We start from the raw sequence: 22118 nt of genomic DNA, 5'->3' as shown, positions 1-22118 counted from the left end.
CTATTCAGCGTCATCAGAAGTTGATTCTTCAACTTGATTAGCAATATCTTCGATCGATTCTTCGCCTTCAGCTGCTGCAGGAGCTTGTTGTTCTTCTTCAGCAACTTCATCTTGGCCTTGACGACCTTCGATAACAGCGTCAGCCATCTTCGCAGTGATCAAACGAACGGCACGAATGGCATCATCGTTTGAAGGAATGATGACATCGATATCGTCAGGATCAGTGTTGGTATCAACCATCGCGACGATCGGAATATTCAACTTTTGCGCTTCTTTAACGGCGATCCGTTCCTTGCGAGGATCAACGATGAACATGACATCAGGGATCCGAGGCATATCTTCGATACCGCCCAGGAATTTCTCTAATTTTTCTTGTTCTTTCTTAAGTAAGGAAACTTCCTTCTTAGGTAAGACATCAAAAGTGCCATCAATGGCCATCTTCTTGATGTTCTTTAAGCGTTGGATCCGGCTTTGGATCGTGTTCCAGTTGGTCAAAGTCCCACCTAACCAACGATGGTTAACGTAGAATTGACCTGCACGAGTTGCTTCTTCAGCGATCGCGTCTTGAGCTTGCTTCTTAGTCCCTACGAATAAGAAAACGCCACCGTCAGCGGCAACAGCCTTCACGTAGTTATAAGCATCGTCAACCATTTTAACGGTCTTTTGCAAGTCGATGATGTAGATCCCGTTACGTTCTGTAAAGATGTATGGTTTCATCTTTGGATTCCAACGACGAGTCTGGTGACCAAAGTGAACCCCTGCTTCAAGCAATTGTTTCATTGATAATACTGCCATGATAAAGCCTCCTATGTTTTTTTCCGCCACATTGCTCTTCTCACGTCTGCACCTTGCGGCAACACAAGCGTAATCACAATGTGTGTGAATTTGGTGATAACACCGTTTAAAATTATACCAGAACTCATACAAGATGCAAGTCTTAACGCCAATTTATCTGATGTTTTTCTTCAGGAAAATCAATTCTCGTTGACGACACGCTACGGATGAGATTTGTTGGCAAAAGTAGCGTGGCCGCGGCTTGCGCTGCGCTTGGTGTTGGTGGTGGGCAGATGTGGTGGGGCTCCAGGTCGGGCTGGGGGTGGTGGAACGCTGCGGGCACGACTTGAAGCTTTTCGGAAGGTCGCCGAAAATCTTCAAGCTCGGCCTTATTCTAGGCGGCAAAGCCGCCAAGAATAATATCGCGGCTGACTCACCCCCAGCCCAACCTTCCGCCAAGCGAACGAACAGCCCACCAATGCCAAGCTCCGTTCCATCCGCTCAACGTTATAACAATCGTTTGAGCGCTCACGTCATCTGGAAAGCTATCGCCAATTGATGGAAAGCCACGCTATTGACGGCCGTGGTTAGTGGTCACAATTTTTAAATTGGTGACACCAGCGCAGTCTGCCTGATGAATTCGGGCAGTTTCTTGATGAATCAGCCAAATCGATCGATTCCCAACCAAGAAATGTGTAGATGACCAAGTACAGTTGTGACCAGCACGTTTCCAGTTCCCAACAGCTATTTGTGACTGACGTCTAATTCTGATTGCCAACTTATCTGATGGTCTCTCAGGAAAGCTTCTTTTTCTTGACGACGCTGCCGCTTGAATTTGGCCTCGAAACTCAAGGCCAATGACTTACTGGCGAATTCTTGTTGATACAGCAAGCGTACCGGACGGCGGTTGCGGGTGTATTTGGCGCCTTTGCCCGCATTGTGCGTGGCGACGCGTTTGGCCACGTCATTGGTTGACCCCGTATAGAAGGTCCCATCGGCGCATAATAAAATATAACAATAATAAATAATCGTGCGCCTCCCTTTCATTTAATCGAAATCACGGCCAGTGTGACATTGGGATACAAATCGGATTTGGTGCCACACAACTGCCAACGTAGGCTGCTGGCCTCCATTTCTCTTGTGGGCGACAACAGTATAATCCTTTCGATGAACTCGAGTAGAATCCTGTTGAATCAACCAAATCAGTCGGTTCCCAGAAAAAATCAGTTTAAACGAGTAAGATCCAGCTTTCGGCACTACCCAAAATCTGCCGGCCTATTACTCCGAATCCGTTAACATGCCATACCACCCTAAAAGGTGGACAATTGTTTTCACCTCTCGCTTGCAAAAGCATCTCGTCAAATCCTAAGCCTCGATAGCAGATCAGCTCAATTCTGTTCAGCAACCGCCTCAGGACGTGTGGCTCAGCGGTGAGATTATTCTTAGCGATTTATCGCTTAGAATAAGGCTCGATTTGAAGACAAGCCGCGCACTTTGCGGATTGGCTTCAAACGATGCCCACCGCGTTCGAAACAGAGTGTGAACCGACCCGGGTAGCTCCTGAGCATTAGCCTAGCAATTGTTTTGGAAGCCGCATTTTGCTTCCGGAACAATTGCGTAGCTAAGCGCAGGGAGCTGGGTCGGTGAGCACGTTTCCAGCCACGACAAACGTCCTGAGGCGGTTGCGTTCACACCACAACCCACCACAACTGCAATCAGGCGCAAAGCCAAGAACAAAGCCCCATTTTTTCTCAATCCACTCAACCAATTGCCCACCAAAAATTTATTTCGTTAAATCATCGCCATGCAAAATGGTTTTGACCTGGGGCGTATATTCGTCCTGTTCGGTATAAGCAACGATCGGCGGCAGGATCCGCACGCCATTAGGCCGACCATCCTTGATCGCATCGACCAAAACCATATTCGCTTCTCGATCCGCCTTGGGATAAACGAACTGCAACCGTTTAATGGCCAACCGCGCCGCGGCGCATTTGGTCATGATCTCGTCCAAGCGCTCCGGCCGATGAACCATGTAAAAATGTCCATTAGTTTTCAGCAAACGCGCGCTGGTTGTCAAGACCGCCGCTAAATTGGTTTTCAATTCATGCCGCGCGATCGCGTAATAAGGATTAGGATTCTTCGTACTTTGCGGTTGGTCAACGAAATAAGGTGGGTTACAAGTCACGGCATCCGCAAAGTCTGTGCCTAAGAATTCAGGCGCATCAGCCAAATCAATCGGCAAAACGTTGATCTGATTTTCCAAGTGATTTAGTCGAACTGAGCGGTGCGCCATTTCCGCCAGTTTCTCCTGAAGCTCGATCATCGTGATCGTTTCCTTGGTTTTTTGGCCCAGAAACAAACCAACCGCACCATTACCAGCGCAAAGATCGACCACTTGATCTGTTTTTTTGACTTGGGCGAAGTCCGCCAGCAAAACCGCATCCAGTGAGAATGAGAACACCTCGTCGCTTTGAATGATTTTGATACCGCCGTTGACCAATTGATCGACCCGTTCTGTCATTTGATGACCTCCACATTGACCGCCCAAGAATATCATTGCGAAAAATATCCTTTGACCGCTTTTTCTGCTATAATTTTCTATGAACTCAATTTTAGCATAAAAGGTGACGTCATGTTCTACAAAATCATCCGACCGATTGCCCGCTTCATCGTGTGGCTACTCAACGGTCACACCAAAACCGTTAATAAGGAAAACTTACCTGAAGGCAGTTACATTTTAGTCGCGCCCCACCGGACTTGGTGGGAACCGATCATTTTTGCGCTGGCGGCGAGTCCGAAAGAATTTAGCTTCATGGCCAAGAAGGAACTCTTCCGTAATCCGATCCTGCGCTGGATCTTGGTCCATGCTCATGCTTTTCCGGTGGACCGCTTCAACCCTGGTCCCTCAGTCATCAAAATTCCGGTGCGCACGTTAAAAGCCGGCAAACTGGCCTTGATCATGTTTCCATCTGGCACCCGCTATTCCAGTGAGCTCAAGGGTGGCGCCGCCTTGATCGCCAAGTTGGCTAATGTGCCGCTGTTGCCCGCCGTTTATCAAGGCCCGGTGACCTTCAAGGACTTTCTCAAACACAAACGGGTGACCGTGGGCTTCGGCGAGCCGATCCCCATCGACCGCCGTTTGAAGTTGGACGAAGCGGGGTCAGAAATGATCAATCAACAGATGACCGCTGCCTGGGCCGCGCTAGATCAAGAAATCAACCCCGATTTCCACTACGTACCTGATGAGAAACATTTAGAAGCCGAGAAAGCCAAAAACCAATTGAAATAGCCAAGCGCTAACAAACACTGCCTTAGGAGCACTCTTCGGAGTCGCCCCTAAGGCGGTGATTTTTTTAACTGTTTGTGCATTGTCATCCCCCAAGCGTTCTTACGCCCTGTATCCACACTGCCACTGGAAAAATAACAGTAAGGAAAAAAGTTGGGATTTTGATCATTTTTTGAAGTAAAATGGGCAAACTTCGCGTATTTACTGATTAGTGGCGTTCATCAGCTCCCCCCGCCAAACGCAATTGGTGGCCGCCGCGGAAAAAAGCCGAGCCCCAATTGGACTCGACTCCCTTAACTTGTTAATGTGTCTCCTTTGATTGACGCTAAATCTCACCAGCTAGAACTGACCACCTTGTTTGATTTTGTCAGCCGGACTCGTGAGCGGCGGGCAAGCTTAAGATTCAGCCACACGCCCCCCAAAAAAAGTGTGACGCTGGATTGGTGAACCCGCAAAAAAGCGGCAGTTGTGGTCAGGAGCAGTTAAGCAGTTGGTTCCGCGGTCGCGTCGACCCCGTGTTGCAATTGGTACAACTGATAGTAACGCCCTTTTTTCGCCAATAATTGATCGTGGGTGCCGTGCTCAACAATGTGGCCAGCGTCAAGGACAATGATTTGTTCAGCGTCCTTGATGGTCGACAAACGGTGAGCGATAGCAATCGTGGTCCGACCACGGCGGATGCGCCGCAGCCCTTCTTGGATCATACTTTCCGTTTCCGTGTCAATATTGGCTGTGGCTTCGTCCAGCACCAAGATCTTCGGATCAGTGACCACCGTGCGTGCGAAGGAGATCAGCTGCCGCTCACCACTGGAGAACTGAGTACCGCCTTCAATCACCCGAGCGTGGTAGCCGCGGGACAATTTATTAATGAAGCGATCCGCCTGAACGAATTCGGCGGCTTCTTCGATTTGCCGATCAGTGATGTCTTGATTGAACAAGCGAATATTGGAAGCCACATCACCGTAGAACATGAAGGAATCCTGCAAGACCAAACCCATTTTCCGGCGTAATTCGGTCATGGGATAATCTTTGATGTCTTTACCATCGATCAAGATCTGACCTTCATAAAATTCGTAAAAGCGCATCATGATATTAATGATCGAACTCTTGCCGGAACCGGTATGACCGACGATGCCAATCGTCTGCCCGGGCTCGGCAATGAAGGAAATGTCATTCAGGACTTTGTGTTCGCCATCGTAAGCAAAGGAAACATGGCGGAACTCGATTTTTCCAGCGGTGATCTCGCCAGACGCGTCCGGATGTTGTTGCGGCGCGATCGTCGAATCATCCAAGATCCGGAAGATCCGTTTGCCGGCCACCACCCCATCTTGCATAAAGGACAGCGAGTCCATCATGTCGGAGATCGGATTGAAGAAGTTCTGGACGTAGGTCGTAAAGGCGTAAATAACCCCCGCTTCCACGAAAACATGTTCCGAAAGTAGCCCAAAATAAGCCAAAACAGCGGTCAGCGCCAAAGCGTAGAGTAAATTGATCAACGAGGATAACAGCAGCGAGTTAGTGTGGATCATCGCTTTGCGCGTGGCCAAATATTCGCCGTTGGTCTGCTCGAATTCTTGACCGATCCGGTGTTCCTGCCGAAACTCCTGGATCACGCCAATCCCTTCGATCGATTCATTCAACTTCACGTTCAGTTCACTCAAACGTTCCCGCATCCGCCGGTAGACCCGCGAGCTGTAACGGGCGTAATACCAGATCGCCACCAGCAAAATCGGCAAGAAGGCCAAGACAACCAGCGCCCCAGTGCCATTCAAGGCCGCCATCGCGAAGTAGGCGGTAATGATTCCCAGCAACCCGGTCAAAATCGACGCGAAGAATTGCAAGAAATCCATCAAGGACATGGTATCGTTGGTCACCCGGGAGACGATCGAACCAGCTGGCGTCAAGTCAAAGTAGCGCATCCCTAAAGTGTGCAATTTACTGAATAGCGCGCGCCGGACACTTTCCAGCGCCTTCTCGGCCCCAACGGAGTAAAGATAATTACTGACAAACTGGAGCATTGCTTTCAATAAAACACCAAGAAAGTACAAAGCGGCAAAGCCTAAGATCACCCGGGTAGTTCCCCGGGCTGACGTTAGATATTTATCCATGAATTCCTGCAAAATCCGCGGCAAGAAAACATTCAGTAAGGACAAGGCGGTGGCGCTCAAGATGGCGATAATGAACAACCACTTGAACGGCAAAGTGAACTTCAGCATACGCTTGATGATCTGACCTTGTTCCTTCATGGGAATGCTTTGCGCCCAAACGGATTGATTCTCGCTGGTCGCGGTCGTTGCGTCCGTTGGCTCCTGGTGATCAGACTGCTGCTTGGTTTTCTTTTCTTTATTCTGCGTCATGCTGCTCACCTCCTAATTGTGATTCAACTTGTTGTTTGGCCCACATTTCCGCGTACCAACCGGCGCGTTGCAGTAATTCTTGATGATTGCCCCGCTCGGTGATCTGACCATTGTCGATCACCAAGATCTCATCCGCGTTCATCACGCTACTCAAGCGATGGGCCGCGATGATCGTGGTTTTGTTCTGTCGATCATGCTTCAAATTTTCCAGAATCGTTTCTTCCGTTTTGGCATCCACCGCTGACAACGCGTCGTCTAAAATCAGAATCTCAGGCAAGACCATCAAGGCCCGTGAGATTGCCAACCGTTGCTTTTGCCCGCCGGACAAGGAGACCCCTTTTTCACCAACCAGGGTTTCATATTGTTGACTGAAGTGCAAAATATCGTCGTGGATCGCGCTTTGGGCTGCCGCGTGCTCAACGGCATCTTGATCTTGATCCATCGCCGCGAACCGGATATTGTCGCGCACGGTGGTGGAGAACAAGAAATTATCTTGGGGAACGTAACCGATCGCGCCTAAAACACTGGCGGCCGGCACATCACGAACATCCTGACCACCAATCGTGATCTGGCCTTGATAATGGTCGAATTCCCGGAGTAATAATTTCATGATCGTTGTTTTCCCAGCGCCAACGCGACCCACTAAGCCCAGGGTTTGACCTTGGCGTAATTTGAAGTGGATCTGTTGTAAGGCCGGGCGTGGATCATCAGGATAGCTGAACTGATCGATTTGATAATCCAGATCGCCGCTGACAACCGGCGCACTGGCCACTTTCGGCGCCACCGCTTGGCTCTTTTCAGAAAGAAGTTCATTGACCCGATCGTAACTGGCGTTGCCCCGTTCGATGACGTTGAACAGGCGACCGATGGCAAACATCGGCCAAACCAGCGCGCCAATATAGGCGATGAAGGAAATCAATTGGCCCACGGTGATCGTCTGGTTGACCACCAAGGTGCCGCCATAAATAATCGTGATCACGTAGGTCAGTCCAATAATGATCGAGATCGCCGGATCGAATAACGAATCGATCCGATAAACCTTCTTATTGATCGTGATCGTTTTGTCGACGATTTTGTCGAAATCCGCCACATCTTCGTCTTCTTGGCCGAATGTTTTGATGACTTTGATGCCACTAATCGATTCCTGAGTTTTATCATTCAAACGGGAGAAAGCCGCCTGCGATTCGCCGAACGCCGTGTGCAAATGGCTCCCCAACACCCGCGCCATAATCGCCAACAGCGGCATGGGCAAGATGGCCATCAAGGTCAAGCGCCAGTCGACAAAGATCAACATGGCAATGATCGTGGTGCTCCCAGTCAAAATCGAATCGGCCAAGGTCAAGATCCCAGCGCCGGCCACGTTCTGGATCGCGTTCAAGTCATTGGTGGCGTGGGCCATCAGGTCACCGGTCCGATGTTTCTGGAAGAAAGTAGCGTCCATTTTCAGGAAGAACGCGAATAAACGCGAACGCATTTCCCGTTCCAAGGTAGCCGCGCCGCCCCAGATCATCGTCCGCCAGCCAAAGCGGCTCACATACTGCACGATCGCGGCAAGTGCCAACAACACCAACCATTCTGCCAACAGTGACAGCGTTAATTGCTTATTACCCATTTTGTCGGCCAAGATCCCCATCACCCGTGGCGGGATCAGTCCAGCCAAATCGACCAAGAGTAGGAAAATCAATCCCCAAATATAGCGTTTCTTTTCGGCTTTGAAGAACCAGCCGAGTTTCTTAAATATTCCCATTTCTTTACCTCACCTTAAAAAATTCCACAAAAAAAACAGGTGCAAGCACCTGCGATCATTACAGTATGAAAGTTAAAGTTGGCTACTTCTTGTTTTCCTTTTCAGCTTTAGCTTGTTGGGCCTTCATGGCACTCATCATTTGGTGCAGCTTCTTTTCAGAAGGCTTTTGCCCCATTTGTACCATCATCGCCCGCATCATATCCGTATTGATCGGTGGATTGTCACGAAAATACTTCTTCATATAGGCCCGCGCGCCAAAGAAGCCCGCTACTGCCCCTAATAATACTCCTAATACAATAAATAAGATCCATAATCCTGTATTCATCGTCGCCCTACTCCTTAATCAAAAATGCTAATCTTATTTTACCCAGATTACACCAGTACATGCAAGGGTAATTTACAAATTTATAACGTGTTTTTTTAAAAAAAGAAAAATCTCTCATGTGATTCTCATTGCGTGGCCTAGAAAACCTGATCAGATCAGGCGATCAACGTTGCTGCCAACAGTGGTCACCATAGCTGATCAATCGTCGCGTAAATTTTTTTCACGTTGGACCCGCCGAACTTTCTCAGGCGTGACTTCTTGGCCTTGCTTGTTAAAAACCCGAATATTCTCAACTTGGGTTCGAAATCCCGCCCGAAATTGTTCCAAGTAAGCATGACGTAATTCCTGTCGTTCAGCAGTTTCTTCAGCTGTTAATTCACCACGCTTGGCTTTAGCCGCCAATTGATTGATCCGCGCGATCAATTTTGGATCGATCTCCGCCATATTTCTCAACTCCTTGCAAAAGGCCGCCAAATGGGGAACATCTGTTTGCCACGGCCTAAAATTTATGCTAATATCTAAGTATACTACATTTGAGGTGCCTTATGACAAAAGGAATCAGCAACAAACAACTTGAAATTTTACGCTTCATTTATGATACCGTCAACGATTGTGGTTATCCACCAACCGTTCGGGAGATTTGTGCTGCTGTTGACCTGTCTTCCTCCTCAACTGTCCATGGTCATTTAGCACGCTTGACGACTCGCGGCTACCTTGACCGCGACAAAACTAAACCAAGGGCGATGGAATTAACTGACATGGGTCGCGACGCGATCGGGGTCAAAGAAAGCTTGATCCCGCTACTAGGCGTGGTCACTGCCGGGGAACCGATCTTGGCCGTGGAAGAAGCAACGGATTATTTCCCACTACCACCCAATCTGAATTTAGATGATAACAATCTCTTCATGCTGACCATCCGGGGTGAAAGTATGATCAACGCTGGTATTTTTGACGGCGACCAAGTGATCATTCGTCAACAACGAGCCGCCAATAACGGTGAGATCGTCATTGCCATGAATGATGAGAATGAAGCAACCTGTAAACGATTCTACCGTGAACACGGTCACATCCGTCTTCAACCCGAAAACGATACGATGGATCCGATCATTTTGCCAGATGTCACTATTTTAGGTAAAGTTATCAGTTTATACCGGGCCCATATTTCTTGATTTTGTTTCACCGCCCTCTCAATCCGAAACACGTCAAATCAATTGATTTCAAAAATAGCGCGTGATCAGTTTTTCAACCACTGATCACGCGCTATTTTTGAGACGTGCTCCCAGCCCAGTACTTTCCGCTTAGCTATGTAACTATTCCGGAAGCAAAGATCAGTTTCCAAAACAGTTACTGGGCTAATGCGCGAGCACTACCCGGATCGGGTCGCACTTTGATTTTGAAACGTGCTGCGCGAGGATTGGCTGTTGTGCTTAGCTACGTCATGGTTCCGAAAGCAAAAAGCGGCTTTCAAAACCGTGACTAGGCTAATGCTCGCAGCCACCCATCCTCGCTCGCACTCTGATTTAGAAACGTGCTTGCCAGCCTAGCATCTTCCGCTTAACTACGCTAGGCTTCCGGAGGCTAAGACCTGCCTCCAAAATCCTAGCTAGGTTAATGCTCAGAAGCTATTCAGGCTGGCTCGCACTCTTTTTTATTTCGAATGACGACCGCTTTGATGCCAAAACTTACGGAACCAACTTCCTAAAGTCAGTAATCCTAAGGTCAAACCGCCTAGAACGATCGGCCAGATATGCCGTTGTTCTGAGGTCTGTGGCAATCCTTTTTGAACATTCTGACTGTTGCCGCGCCAATCATTTGTCAAGATAGCTGGGCGTTGTGGCGTTGCTAGCGGACTTGGCCGACTTGAGCTAGGTCGGTTAGGGCGACTTGGTTGCACTGGCTGAGTCGGTTTAACAACTGGAGCGTTGGGATCGACTGGTTTCGTCGGCGCCATTGGTTTAGTCGGTTTTTCAGGTTGGTTAGGTTCTTCAGGCTGCTGGTATTTCGCCACGACCCGTAGTTTAACCGTGATCTCCTCGCCTGAGGCAGTTGTCAAGGTCACCGGATAAGTACCCGCTTTAGTCAGATCGGCCTGACTCAAATCGAGGAAGGCTGGCTCAGGTTGACCATCACGATCGGTCGCCACCGCTTTAAAACTGGTAGCTGTCGGCAAGGGGTCACCAATAAACATGGTGTAATTTCGCGCCGTTAAACTAGCCAGATCGGCCTTGACGTCTAGATGAACAGTGTAACGCTGCCCATCGACTGCCGTTAAGATAACTGGATAGCGCCCGGGTTGGTCAGCTTGCACTTGACTAAGATCCGCGATCACGCCGATCCGCTGCCCTGTTTTATCAGTGGCGACCGCTGCAAAATCAGTCACCGTCGGCAACGGTTCGCCAACATACATCGTGTGGTCTTGACCGGTAATGTGTTGCTGATTCGCCAATAAATGCAATTGGACCAAGAGAGTTTGCCCATCACTGGCAGTCAACTTGACCGGATAGTTGCCCGCCGTCTGAAAGTCAATGCCAGTCAAATCCGCACTGACCGGCAAACTATTCCCAGCCATATCCGCGGCAACAGCTTGAAAGTCGGCCACTGTTGGTCTGGGATCACCAACGTACATGGTATAATCCTGGCCATGGATCCCCTGTTTATTTGCCAATAAATGTAACTGAACCACCTTGGTCTGACCATCAGTCGCGGTCAACGTGACTGGATAATCGCCGGCGAGTTGCCAATCCACTTGCGAAAAGTCAGCGTTGACCACCAATGCTTGACCAGCCGGATCGCTCGCCACCCCTTTAAAGTCAGCAACAGTTGGTTGGGACTGACCAACGTACATGGTATAGTCTTGACCAGAGATCGCTCGCTGACTGGCACGAACATGGACGATGACCGTCAGTTCCTGACCATCCGCTGTTGTCAGTTTGACCGGATAATCGCCGACAGCCCCCATTTGAACTTGACTAAAATCAGCAGCGACCGCGATCTCCTGACCACTTTTATCTGTGGCCTGAACGCGCAGATCAGCTAAACTCGGCAGTGGTTGGCCTTCATAGGTATCAAAATCTTCACCAGTCAATGATTGCCGATTCGGCAACAACACCAATTTGATCGTCTTGGTCAAGCCATTGGCCGCGCTCAATTGCACCGGATAAGTGCCTGCCTGTGTGAAGTTGACCTGGTCAAGATCAACTTGCACCGGGAGACTGGTCCCATCCTTGGCTGTAGCTTGAGCGCCAAAATCCGCAACAGTTGGTTGCCGATCACCGACATACATCGTGAAATCATTACCAGTCAGGCTGACGGCGCTGGCTTTGACGGTCAAGGTGACCGTTTTGCTTTGACCGGAGGCACTGGTGACTGCCACTGGGTAGCTACCAGCCTGTGTGAAATCGGCTTGACTCAAATCGATCGTGACTGCGCTAGCAGCCCCCGTTTTATCAGTCGCGCTGGCTTTGAAATCAGCGCTTATTGGTTGGGGATCCCCAACGTACATCGTAAAATCACTAGCCGTAATACTTTCTTGGTTGGCTAAAATCGTCAAATTGCCAGAAACTGTTTTAACATTGTAATTTGGATTGGCGGTTGGCGTTGTTTGCACCGTGATCGGGTATTCACCAGCAGTTTCACCGCTTTGACGCGTCAGGTCATAGACTAGCGGCGCGCCCCCAGTTTGCTCCGCCGGATTAGCCACCGTCGCCGTCAACGTTGGATCCGCGTCACCAGCATATTTTGTCAAGTCAGCGGCAGTGATCGTCGCAGGGGCTGGAGTAATCGTAAACTTAGCGGCCTCAGGTTTCTCTTGAGTCCATTGATAATAAGTATTCTCGGCATTGATGCCTTGAAGATCCGTCAACCCTTGAGCGCTTAATTGAACCTGATATTGACCAGCATCCTGCGCCGCGTTAGTCGTCGTTAACTCGAGATCACCATTTTTCAGCACGTAAGTCGTCCCGTTCGATAAAGCCAACTGATACCCACTGACCTCACTAGGACCTTGAGTCTGACCACTATAGACTGTCTGGCTGTTACCCGTCAAGGTATACGTGCCGGGCCGCTTCTCCACCGTTACAGACACCGTCGTCTGATAGTTACCATATTGGTAAGTTACGCGATAAACGCCGGCTTGAGTCGTGTCCAATGTTGGCACCGTTTGACCAGTCGGATCTTGGATCGTGACGGTCAAATCATTCAGGTCCAAAACCTGACCATCATCTAGGATGGCACTGACGAAATTATCGTTTTTATCCCAAGACATCCCCATCAGTACGGTGGAATCAATGGCCTTGATCTCCGGATTACTAAGCACGACATGGTAACGACCACTATAAACATTCTGACCATTCTCAGGCAGGGACCAGTCAAAGTAGAAATCTTTGGTCCCAGTCGGTACCGTAAATTCACCAGCACGATAAGTGACCCCATCACTCAATTGATCGATGGTCAGATCCTGCTCGATCGCGCTCCGACCGTTGTAAGCCAAACTAAAATAATCCGCGATCGAAACATGGGCCGGATCGGTGAAGATCGTCGCCATGTTTTGGCGGCCGATGACGTTGTCGTTGACCACCGTATTGCCATGGATCGTCGTGATGCGGTTATAAGTGAAGACGTCATTACCGAGCTCGACCCGATCACCATCCAAGATCACCGCCTCTAATTGATTCCCTAAGAAACCGTCAGCGCCGATCGCCGTGATCGAACTTGGTACTCGCAAAGTCCCAGTGATCGCGTTATAGGCAAAAGCACTCGTGCCGATCGACTGCAAAGCATTCGGAAAACCGATCGCCGTAATATGATTCCCGGCAAAAGCCCCAGCAGCGATCGTGACCAGATTTTGGGGCAGATTCAGCGCTCCAGTCAGACCGCAATATTCAAAAGCTTGATCCTGGATCGCCGTCAACGCCGACGCCCGATTGAAATCAAGCGTCTTCAGGCCCCCATCATAAAGAAAAGCCTGAGCACCGATCGCCGTCAAATTTGGACCAAAAGCGGCACTGGGTAAAGCACTGGCGCCAAGAAAAGCCTGCGCGCCTAACGTAGTCAAAGTATCGGGAAAACGAAAGTCCGTCAACGCGCCATCGTACATAAACGCCCCCGCCGCGATCTCCGTCAGTTGCGTATCCGTCGGGATCGAAACAGTAGTCAACTGACCGGCACCGGCAAAAGCCTGCGTCCCGATCGTTTGCACCGTCGCTGGTAACGCAAATGAAGTCAAAGCCGCATTATAGGCAAAAGCACTGGCCCCGATCGTTTGTAACTGCGAGCCTGGCGCAAAATCGACCTGACGCAAAGACGTACAACTGGTAAACGTCTCTGGCGCGATCGCCGTCAACCCGGCTGGCAACACAACTGTGGTCAACTGACCATCATATTCAAACGCCGCCGCTCCCAGTTGCGTCAAACTTGCCGGCAGCGCTACCGCAGTCAAGCTACCATTAGATTGAAAGGCATTATTACCGATCGTCACTAGATCAGTCGCTTGACTGAAATCAACTGTGGTCAGTTGACCGGCATAAACAAAGGCATTGTCACCAATACTGCGCAAATTCGAACCAAACGCCACACTCGTCAAAGACTCTTGGCTTTGAAAGGCGCCCGGGCCGATCGCCGTGACGGTGTAATTTTTACCAGCCACGCTGACCGTATCAGGAATCACGACTGCGCCTAACACCACACCACTATTGACCCCCGTCAAAGTTGCCGTGTTCGCACTATCATCAAGCGACCACTGAAAATCACTTTGTGCCGTCGCCACACGTGAAGATGACGCTGGTGACACTAATGTCTGACCAGACACCGCGGCCACCGCCGTCGTTGCAACAGCCGGTGTTACCGCCTGCGCTTCATGCGGTGGTTCACCCAATACCAATAATGTTGCCATTCCCACCAATGACACAACAAAAACATGTTCCTGATGATGCAACTTAATACTTTTAACTGTCAATTTGACCACACCCTCCCCCAGGTTGGACCAACATTCGTTTAAACCGTTTTCAAGCTGATAAATCTTGTCAAAGGCATTATATAAATTTCCGCCGCAAAAGTCGCTTATCCCGTTCAGCACCAGCACCAACCAAAACAGCAAAAAGCCACTCCGCACCAACACGGAATGGCTTAAAATCAAGCTTGATTCAATTAAATTCAGCAAAATAAGTTATTAGTCTGCTTGTAAAAAACTAAACTAGACAACCAGCAGCACTGATCTTGGTTGCGTTGGCGACAGTTTCTGCCCCACAGTAACCGTCACGATCCAACCACATCTTGAAATAACAAAAAGCCACAATACCGCTAAACAGTATTGTGACCTCCTCAATAGCCCATTAAATTGTTAGCCGCGTCGGCGCAAACGGCTAGCACCCAAAACAGTCATAATCGCCAAGATCCCCATCGCTCCCCATAGAGCCAATAGACATATTATCAGTAGGTTCATTGTGATTACCTCGGTTTCCATCGATCCACTAAATCAATCAGTTTAATTGATTGATTAACGTTAGTATAGAAGAAAACCTATCAAAATCAACAAATCCCCCTTCGTCCTATCATTTTCTTTACTATGTTTAGAAAAACGTAAGAAATGGGGGCGGCTGTCGAGAGCGATTTTGAAATGCAGGCCCAACCTGCATTTCAAAACCGCCCTTGACATCTATCCGAAAGCGAACGATTTCTTGCTTCTTTTTTTCATAAAAAATATCATAGAAATATAACGAAATAGTTATAGATAATCTGAGATGGAAACATAATCCGCAATTTGGCTGAATGCTTATTATCAAGCTCAGAACTTTCTTAAGATCTATTTTTAATCGAATGATAACTAATCTTTAAGTAGGAATTGAAAGTTAAATATCGCTATTTCCCGCCATTATCCAGAATTTCTCTATATAAAGTAGACGTAAAAAGCTCCTTACTAGTTTAGTTGTGCAAGAAATTATTTTTTAACACAATAGAATTATTTCATTACTAGGTTAGAAAGCTATAATTATTAAGGCTTAACTACTTTTCCAATATGATGGGATTACAGTTAGGCAAATTAGTTATTCAATTTACTCCTTCTTCACTTTTACTAAGCTTCTAGCCCTTCTCAATAGACTGGTTGAGATACTCATTAGTTGTTTAATCACCCATGAAAATAAGAAACTACTCAAAAGCACAAAGACAAGTAGAATAAAAAAACTAAAGACATTATCTATATTGATGTCAAGTAATCCGATTAATTTAGAAAATACCGAAATAAAAAGTGGATGTACTAGATAAATATAATAGGAAATATCAGCCTTTAAATAGTTAGTAAAATCAAAATTCGAGTTCAAAAATGTGATAATAAAACTGGTAGCAAAAATGGTCACAACAGGATTCATTGTGGTTGTTGCAAGTGATATATTATGTGTTAATGAATAGTATATATAATTAAAAGAAATCAAGAGTATAAAACTCACTACCAACAAAACGTAGAATAATCTTATATTTCTCTTAAAGCTCTGTTGCGTGATTGCCAAATATATACCTAACACAAAATAAAAAATTGAATTGAAAATATTATACTTATAAAAAGTAATGATTCCAATAATACCAAGAAATTGTGAAACCAGTTGTAATGTGAAAAAGATAAAGAGCATCATTTTGGGAGTACGCCGAACCATTCTTGATAAGAGTGGAAAAATCAAGTAAAAAATAAAGAGAAGAACAATATAATATAAATGATAGTATGCATTACCGGTCAGGATGGTTGCAATTCCATCAATTGATAAAATGGAAAAAGGTTGTTTTGAGAAAACTAAATAATAGAAAATTGAAGCAATCAAAAAGATAATACCAATTTTATTAAACCGACCTTTAATATACTCTAAATAACTTTGCTTATCTTTTTTTGAAACAATTAAACCATATCCTGAAGCCACCAAAAAAGCAGGCACCGAAAACCTACTAAATTGATTTAAAAATAAGGGCCATAGGTTTAATTCATTATCAGAATTAATTATAACTAATGCCGATACATGAATAACAACTACAGCCAACAAAGAAATAAACCTTAAATTATCCCATTTTGTTCTTGTGTACATGATAGGCCTCCTGTTTGTGATAGTTTTATTATAATTGATATTTAAAAAAATAAAAACTCAATTATACATTGTACGCGGTGTGCTTAACCAATCCATTTCGTTCAATTCCAGTCACTTCATGTCGGAGTGCTGGAATATTCTGACTCTTTCTATGCAAATTAAATCGTGAATTCCCAACAAAATAGTGTTTAGCTCAATAAAAAACAGAGATTTTCAAGCCGTTGTCACAAAGGCATCTCTGCTTTTTCATAATTTTTGAATGGTTATTCTCGTTTTTCTAATTCTACGACAAATAGGATTCTAAATCGGCGTATTTTCGCTCATTTAGGTATTTCGATATTTCAAACCTGACAGAAGTTGGATATTGCGTCGAATCAATATTATTCATCCTACATGTTTAAGGATACTAAACAGAATCACATTGACTGTTGCACCAGCCGTACCAGTGCTGAATAAGAAGGTTTTAAGCCCCATAACATACACCTTTATGTGCGTTCTGAGATGTTATTACTCCGATATTGATTATTGCATCAACATTCTCACATTCACCAGCGCACATAGTACTTCTCGCCCAAAACCACTCTTCAACAACACATTGGTAACCTCACACCAGCTCCAGAATCACCGTAGGATAGTCCGGAACGTGCTACAACGTCACCTTCACCGACAGTTTTTGCCATTGATTCCCCAGTTGAAATATTTGATTAATTAACGTAAGCTTAGACGAAAACCAATCAAAACCAACAAATCAGCCCCATCATTTTCTTTACTATTTTGTGAAGAACATAAGAAAATCGAATACGGTTGGTCCTTTACGGATACAATAATCAGTTACTCATAAGCAAATATACAATAATAAAATACCCACAGTGATGAGGTAAAAAGAAGTTCAAAAGCATCCTATTCCTTACTCAAAATATTTTTAATGTCAGCCATTGCCCACGGCATAGTATGCCACCCCAGGTATTTGATTTTTGCTTTTGTGGTTGGAAATGATGAGAGTGATGTTGTTTCTCCTGTAAATGAATCAAAACGAGCTTGCACTTTTGGTTCTGGTATTCTCCAGCGAGGATTATTGATAAAGTTTTCTAAGCAACTGGTGAGACCAGAGTGCACAGATGTAAGACGTAAATCTTCCCCGCAAAGAGAGAGCATCTTGCTGTTGTCAAAAGTTCTGTCGAATAAACGATCATATTTAGTCTGATATTCGTTATCAATCGTCTTTATGATTTTGTCGCTGGTCATCGGCTGCCAAAGTTTTGGCCTGTTGCCCGTTTTTCGTTCTAATACGCTACAGTAAATATCTTTTACTTCCTGCCACGTTATTGACTCAGTTCCTGTCAGGTGCACGGCCTGTGTCATGGCCAAGGGATTTCCAGGTAGTCGCGCCATTGCCTCTGCTACATCGGCACCATAAGTCAGAGTAGTCCTGTGTGAGGCAACATCTTGGGGAAATGGGATGCTTTGCCCATGCAATGCACGCCATAACCAGATATCTTTTTCCAATGTACCAAGCTGGAGACGATCAGTGTTGTAAGTAATGTAGGGCCGAATAATTGTCCAGTTTGTTTGCTTTGACTCAAACAACATGTTCTCTTCCCTGGCTTTTGCAAGCGCGTATTCATCCGTAGACAGATATGCAGCATCTTGGCATACATCTAATAAGCGAGGTGAGTCCTCGTTCAGGGGTGTTTCTGAATCCGCATAAACGCGGCTGGAGCTAAGGAATAAATAGTGCCCAGTCTTACTGAGCAAGGACTCTACCCGCGCCCTAAATTCACTGGGTTGATACACCATAAAGTCAATAATCGCGTCAAACTTCCCCATTTCGAGCATCTCTTGCAAAAACACAGCGTCATGGGCATTGCCCTGGACAAAGTACAAATTGCTTATTTCTGATGTTCTTACGATGCGAGTTGTCACATAGACCTCATTTCCGCGCGTCGCCAGTTTCCTAGCAAGCGGTGTGCCCATCGCGCCTGTTCCACCTAAAAGCAAGATTTTCATGACCGTTTCTCCTTCTATTATTAGCCGACAGAGGAAAATAGCCATTTCTGTCGCGCTCACAGATAATGGTCCAACTATTACCGATCACATAACTGATATCGTCAGCAATAGGTTCCTCAACATTTTTGATCATGACCTGGCACAACCCCCTAAGTTTTCTTGCATTGTATATCTTCAGACTGCTAAATTCATTAGTCACCTCTTGATAATACTTTTCAGTGCTGTGACACCCTTCTCACCAATGATCCTCTTGACCGCATGTTTTGCCGCACCTTTTGTGTTTACCTCTAGATTATATAGAATTTCAAGAACCTGACTTTCATTCGCACTGTCTGTGAATACCTCAAACAGCATTGGTTTATCCGTTATCTGGTTCGTCAAGAAGCGTGGCAGATTCATCAAATACTCATCTTTTCCAGATGCCGTCATATACTCAAACCCTAAATCTTGAGCATAGTGTTTCACCAGCTCACGTGATTGCCTACCAAAATGTCCAGCAGCTGCCATATATGGATCGGCATCCTCTCCAAATCGCGCAGCCAGATGCATATAATTACGGAACTCTGTGCCTCGCCCATTATTTACAAGCAGCAAGCGAACATTCTTACCAAAGAAGCGATTGCCCAAAACATTCATATCGTAGAAAAACGCCAGATCGCCAACAACACCAAAATATAGCGTATTGGGGTGCGCTAAACTTGCACCCAGCAGAGAAGATACGTCTCCATCGATTCCAAACCCGCCCGTATTAGAATACGAGCAAACATTATCAGGTATTTCAAACAGGTTCCATGTACGCAAACTGTTCAAAATACCAAGATGTAGTACACTGCCCTCAGGTAGTTTAGATGATGTTTGCTGCGCAAGCCATGCATTAGAAAATGGAAGCTCAGGTACTTTTTTTGCAATATGATTACACTCACGCTGCCACTGCTCTAAGTATGTCTCCTGTAAAGTTGGTGTTTTGTCATTGTTTATACTCAAGCCGTTTTCGTTATCCGGTTCTATACCATCTAATTGTTCCAGCATTACCGTTGTTGTCGAACCTTCCTCAACAGTATTTCTTCCCATTCTTTCGTATGCCTTGAAAAAATCTTCTTCCTCCATTTGAAACACGTATGTGGTCTTATGCATATGATCACGAATAATACCATCTGGGTTTACCCGCCAAACTTCATTGGGCTTCATTCCCATCTGTGCACCGGTTACATATCCAATATAAATCATCACATCCATTGTTCGGCATGGTGAATCATACTGTGTCTGACTGCAGACGAGACTTGGCTCTACCTTAAATTCGCCCTTATAGTTACTGGCATGGTCGCAGAGTACAACTGCTCCATAGGCTTTGCAGAAGCTATTTATTGCAGACGTAAGACTTTCATTCCATTTTTCATGAGCACCAACATAAACACCCACTCTTCCTTTTTTTAATTTCGGAAGCGCATTATGATAACCAATATGACGAATCACTCGAGTAGACGGTAGCGTCTTGATGCTGAAGTCTTTACTATAGCCCGTTATTAAATTGATATGTACCGGACCACCACCATTTTTCCGTAATGCAATCAGGGCACGATTTAATGAAACATTCACTGCCCATTCATCCTCAGAAGTGACAGGTATCTCCGCTTGAACACTACAAACAACAACATCATTTGGCAAGACAACTCGATCTGTAACTTGCGGAGTGTAACTACCAATCCTCCCTGAATGCTGGGATGAAGTAATTGCGAGGACAGGAAGCCCGCGATAATATGCCTCTGTCAGTGCCGGATAATAATTCCGTGATGCCGTTGCGCCAGTGCAACTTAAAGCCACTGGCTCTCCACTTTCGGCGGCCAACCCACAAGCCATATAGGCTGCAGAACGCTCGTCCACGCATGAGTATAATGTAAAATAAGAATCATTCTGTATGCTTCCAACAAAACACACATTAGTCGCCCCGGGGCTAACCACAACCTTTCTCACATTACTTGCTTTCATCAGGGCAATCAGCATTTGTACATTCTTTTCACTACTGTAATATTTTCCCATGAAATTTTCCTCCAGTTGATATTCTATGACTCCTTGGCTATGACTTTTTAATGCTAATAATTCTTTTGACCTGTTTGATAAGTTCTTTTCGCTTTACGAACAGAGCAACACATAGGATAAGAATAATTCCGTATCTAAGAATCACATTTCTGTATGTCAGCAGAAGAGAGAAACCCAGAAGCATAAATATGCCAGTAATAATCAGAAGTATTTTTGTGCTATACGGGGAAGCACCGTCAAATTCAGTCTTGCAAATCTTTTTCATGAAATAAAAATGATAGATTGCAAATATAATAAAACACACAAGTGTTGTATAGCCTGCAGCGTAGTACCCGAAAATTGGAATAAAGATATAGTTCAGAACAATATTAAGTATTGCACCGAAAGTTGTTGCGGCGGCAATATATTTTGTTTTTTCGTAGTAAAACTCAAAAACAGCAAAAAAGGTATATGCAAACGTAAAGTAAACACTCATCGCAACCGGTGGGATCACCCAAATAGCATCATAGTAAGAAGCGGGTGCGAATATTGAAACAATTTCGGGTGCGAGTGCAATCAGTATGATGTTTACTGCCGCAATCAAGCCAAAAGTCGGATAAGCAATCAAGGCCATATCGCCTATCCGTCTTGACTTGATTTTTTTGTAAAGCCACGGCTCAATCGTCTGCATTAGCGAGATATTGAAAATCGTCATGATTTGTGAAACAGAGTAAGCCAGACTGTATATACCTGCTGCATCCGGACCAACCATGCTGTTAATCATAATCCGATCTGAACTGTTCAGAACAGTCATCGAAAGATAATGCGGTATCAGCGGTAAATTGAATGCAAGCGCATATAGCCAGAATTTTTTATCAAAGAATCTTTTCCCTCGCCGGATTTGCGAGATAAACATCCAGGTATAGGCAATCAACTCAACAAGCGCCAATCCTAGGATTCTCGCAGTTACCTTATCTTTCGCCAGTAGGACGAATATGACCCCAAGTACCGGCTTCGATAATGAAACAGCAACGGAAACAATTACCAGCCTTTTATACTTAAAGTCAACTCTTTCATATACCGACCAAAAGTTGAATACCGCTGTTGCCCAAATCATGCAAAGCATTGCCAACATTTGCACGGTAGTTAATGTGAACAACTGGTTCCAAAAATTATGGAACAACAGATAGATAACTGTCCACACCACACAGAGGGTTAAGCATAGTCCTTGTAAGGAAGAGGCAAACTGGTTCTTCTTGTCCTCAAACTTAACGAGTCCCTGTGTAAAGACACCAGAAAATAGGTTTACGGTTACAAATACAGAGACGATGCCCATCCAAGAATTAAACACATTATACTCACCATATTCGGCAGTTGTAAGCAAACGTGTAAAAATAGGTGTAGTTATAACGGAAATTCCTCGTTGTAAAAAAGCGCAAATCAGAAACCAAAAAGAAGCCTTTATTGGTGTCGGAAGACTATTATACTTTATTATATATTTTTTTATCTTTATTTTCTCCAATTATTACAACCACCCACA

At 45.8% G+C, this 22118-nt stretch carries 14 protein-coding genes; 2 read left to right on the top strand and 12 right to left on the bottom strand.

The annotated features are described in order from the left end of the window. The 3 genes from rpsB to OCU21_RS00170 all read right to left on the bottom strand — a co-directional run bounded on the left by rpsB (position 1) and on the right by OCU21_RS00170 (position 3295). Entirely contained in the window at positions 1-795 is a 795-nt protein-coding gene (gene rpsB, locus OCU21_RS00180) for a 30S ribosomal protein S2 (protein ID WP_125596263.1), read from the bottom strand. A 723-nt stretch (positions 796-1518) separates the two neighbouring features. Beyond that, positions 1519-1821 carry a GIY-YIG nuclease family protein gene (locus OCU21_RS00175; protein WP_261805491.1) on the bottom strand — a complete coding sequence of 101 codons (303 nt, stop codon included), beginning with the start codon at positions 1819-1821 and terminating at the stop codon, positions 1519-1521. A 736-nt stretch (positions 1822-2557) separates the two neighbouring features. Further along, on the bottom strand, positions 2558-3295 hold the full coding sequence (locus tag OCU21_RS00170) for a tRNA1(Val) (adenine(37)-N6)-methyltransferase (protein ID WP_261805490.1): 738 nt from the start codon (positions 3293-3295) through the stop codon (positions 2558-2560). A gap of 111 nt (positions 3296-3406) precedes the next feature. Between OCU21_RS00170 and OCU21_RS00165 the strand changes: the two genes are divergently transcribed. Further along, positions 3407-4063, top strand: coding sequence for a lysophospholipid acyltransferase family protein (locus tag OCU21_RS00165; protein ID WP_261805489.1), 657 nt, complete (start codon positions 3407-3409; stop codon positions 4061-4063). A 479-nt stretch (positions 4064-4542) separates the two neighbouring features. Here OCU21_RS00165 and OCU21_RS00160 read toward each other — a convergent pair whose 3' ends face one another. From OCU21_RS00160 to OCU21_RS00145, 4 genes are all read right to left on the bottom strand, one after another. After that, entirely contained in the window at positions 4543-6306 is a 1764-nt protein-coding gene (locus OCU21_RS00160; RefSeq protein WP_261805626.1) for an ABC transporter ATP-binding protein, read from the bottom strand. Positions 6307-6403: 97 nt separating this feature from the next. Beyond that, positions 6404-8164: an ABC transporter ATP-binding protein gene (locus tag OCU21_RS00155; protein ID WP_261805488.1), complete on the bottom strand. Its 1761-nt coding sequence runs from the start codon at positions 8162-8164 to the stop codon at positions 6404-6406. Positions 8165-8246: 82 nt separating this feature from the next. Then, the gene (locus OCU21_RS00150) at positions 8247-8489 is read right to left on the bottom strand and encodes a YneF family protein (RefSeq protein WP_261805487.1); all 243 of its coding nucleotides are present in this window, start codon (positions 8487-8489) and stop codon (positions 8247-8249) included. Between the two features lie 198 nt (positions 8490-8687). Further along, positions 8688-8933 carry a DUF896 domain-containing protein gene (locus OCU21_RS00145; RefSeq protein WP_261805486.1) on the bottom strand — a complete coding sequence of 82 codons (246 nt, stop codon included), beginning with the start codon at positions 8931-8933 and terminating at the stop codon, positions 8688-8690. A 101-nt stretch (positions 8934-9034) separates the two neighbouring features. On the opposite strand from OCU21_RS00145, the gene lexA reads away from it, so the two are divergent. Beyond that, positions 9035-9658 (top strand): transcriptional repressor LexA, encoded by a 624-nt coding sequence (gene lexA, locus OCU21_RS00140; RefSeq protein WP_261805485.1) that lies wholly within the window; start codon positions 9035-9037, stop codon positions 9656-9658. 479 nt (positions 9659-10137) lie between these two features. On the opposite strand, the gene OCU21_RS00135 is transcribed toward lexA, so the two are convergent. The 5 genes from OCU21_RS00135 to OCU21_RS00115 form a co-directional block, all read right to left on the bottom strand. Further along, positions 10138-14442 carry a leucine-rich repeat protein gene (locus OCU21_RS00135; protein WP_261805484.1) on the bottom strand — a complete coding sequence of 1435 codons (4305 nt, stop codon included), beginning with the start codon at positions 14440-14442 and terminating at the stop codon, positions 10138-10140. 1096 nt (positions 14443-15538) lie between these two features. After that, the gene (locus tag OCU21_RS00130) at positions 15539-16555 is read right to left on the bottom strand and encodes an acyltransferase (RefSeq protein ID WP_261805483.1); all 1017 of its coding nucleotides are present in this window, start codon (positions 16553-16555) and stop codon (positions 15539-15541) included. 900 nt (positions 16556-17455) lie between these two features. Next, the gene (locus tag OCU21_RS00125; RefSeq protein WP_261805482.1) at positions 17456-18562 is read right to left on the bottom strand and encodes an NAD-dependent epimerase/dehydratase family protein; all 1107 of its coding nucleotides are present in this window, start codon (positions 18560-18562) and stop codon (positions 17456-17458) included. A gap of 195 nt (positions 18563-18757) precedes the next feature. Beyond that, positions 18758-20599, bottom strand: a complete 1842-nt coding sequence (locus tag OCU21_RS00120; protein ID WP_261805481.1) for a thiamine pyrophosphate-binding protein — start codon at positions 20597-20599, stop codon at positions 18758-18760. Between the two features lie 37 nt (positions 20600-20636). After that, positions 20637-22100, bottom strand: a complete 1464-nt coding sequence (locus tag OCU21_RS00115) for a lipopolysaccharide biosynthesis protein (RefSeq protein ID WP_261805480.1) — start codon at positions 22098-22100, stop codon at positions 20637-20639. Between the last annotated feature and the right edge of the window lie 18 nt (positions 22101-22118).

It is taken from the genome of Lapidilactobacillus luobeiensis (assembly GCF_024345205.1).
GTDB classification, from domain to species: Bacteria; Bacillota; Bacilli; order Lactobacillales; family Lactobacillaceae; genus Lapidilactobacillus; species Lapidilactobacillus luobeiensis.
The sequence above is the reverse complement of the archived record's forward strand: the minus strand, read 5'-3'. Positions and strand labels throughout refer to the sequence as shown.

Bases quoted from the DNA above. Each gene is read 5' to 3' on its own strand.
- rpsB (WP_125596263.1), bottom strand. From the start codon at position 795: ATGGCAGTATTATCAATGAAACAATTGCTTGAAGCAGGGGTTCACTTT.
- OCU21_RS00175 (WP_261805491.1), bottom strand. From the start codon at position 1,821: ATGAAAGGGAGGCGCACGATTATTTATTATTGTTATATTTTATTATGC.
- OCU21_RS00170 (WP_261805490.1), bottom strand. From the start codon at position 3,295: ATGACAGAACGGGTCGATCAATTGGTCAACGGCGGTATCAAAATCATT.
- OCU21_RS00165 (WP_261805489.1), top strand. From the start codon at position 3,407: ATGTTCTACAAAATCATCCGACCGATTGCCCGCTTCATCGTGTGGCTA.
- OCU21_RS00160 (WP_261805626.1), bottom strand. From the start codon at position 6,306: ATGAAGGAACAAGGTCAGATCATCAAGCGTATGCTGAAGTTCACTTTG.
- OCU21_RS00155 (WP_261805488.1), bottom strand. From the start codon at position 8,164: ATGGGAATATTTAAGAAACTCGGCTGGTTCTTCAAAGCCGAAAAGAAA.
- OCU21_RS00150 (WP_261805487.1), bottom strand. From the start codon at position 8,489: ATGAATACAGGATTATGGATCTTATTTATTGTATTAGGAGTATTATTA.
- OCU21_RS00145 (WP_261805486.1), bottom strand. From the start codon at position 8,933: ATGGCGGAGATCGATCCAAAATTGATCGCGCGGATCAATCAATTGGCG.
- lexA (WP_261805485.1), top strand. From the start codon at position 9,035: ATGACAAAAGGAATCAGCAACAAACAACTTGAAATTTTACGCTTCATT.
- OCU21_RS00130 (WP_261805483.1), bottom strand. From the start codon at position 16,555: ATGTACACAAGAACAAAATGGGATAATTTAAGGTTTATTTCTTTGTTG.
- OCU21_RS00125 (WP_261805482.1), bottom strand. From the start codon at position 18,562: ATGAAAATCTTGCTTTTAGGTGGAACAGGCGCGATGGGCACACCGCTT.
- OCU21_RS00120 (WP_261805481.1), bottom strand. From the start codon at position 20,599: ATGGGAAAATATTACAGTAGTGAAAAGAATGTACAAATGCTGATTGCC.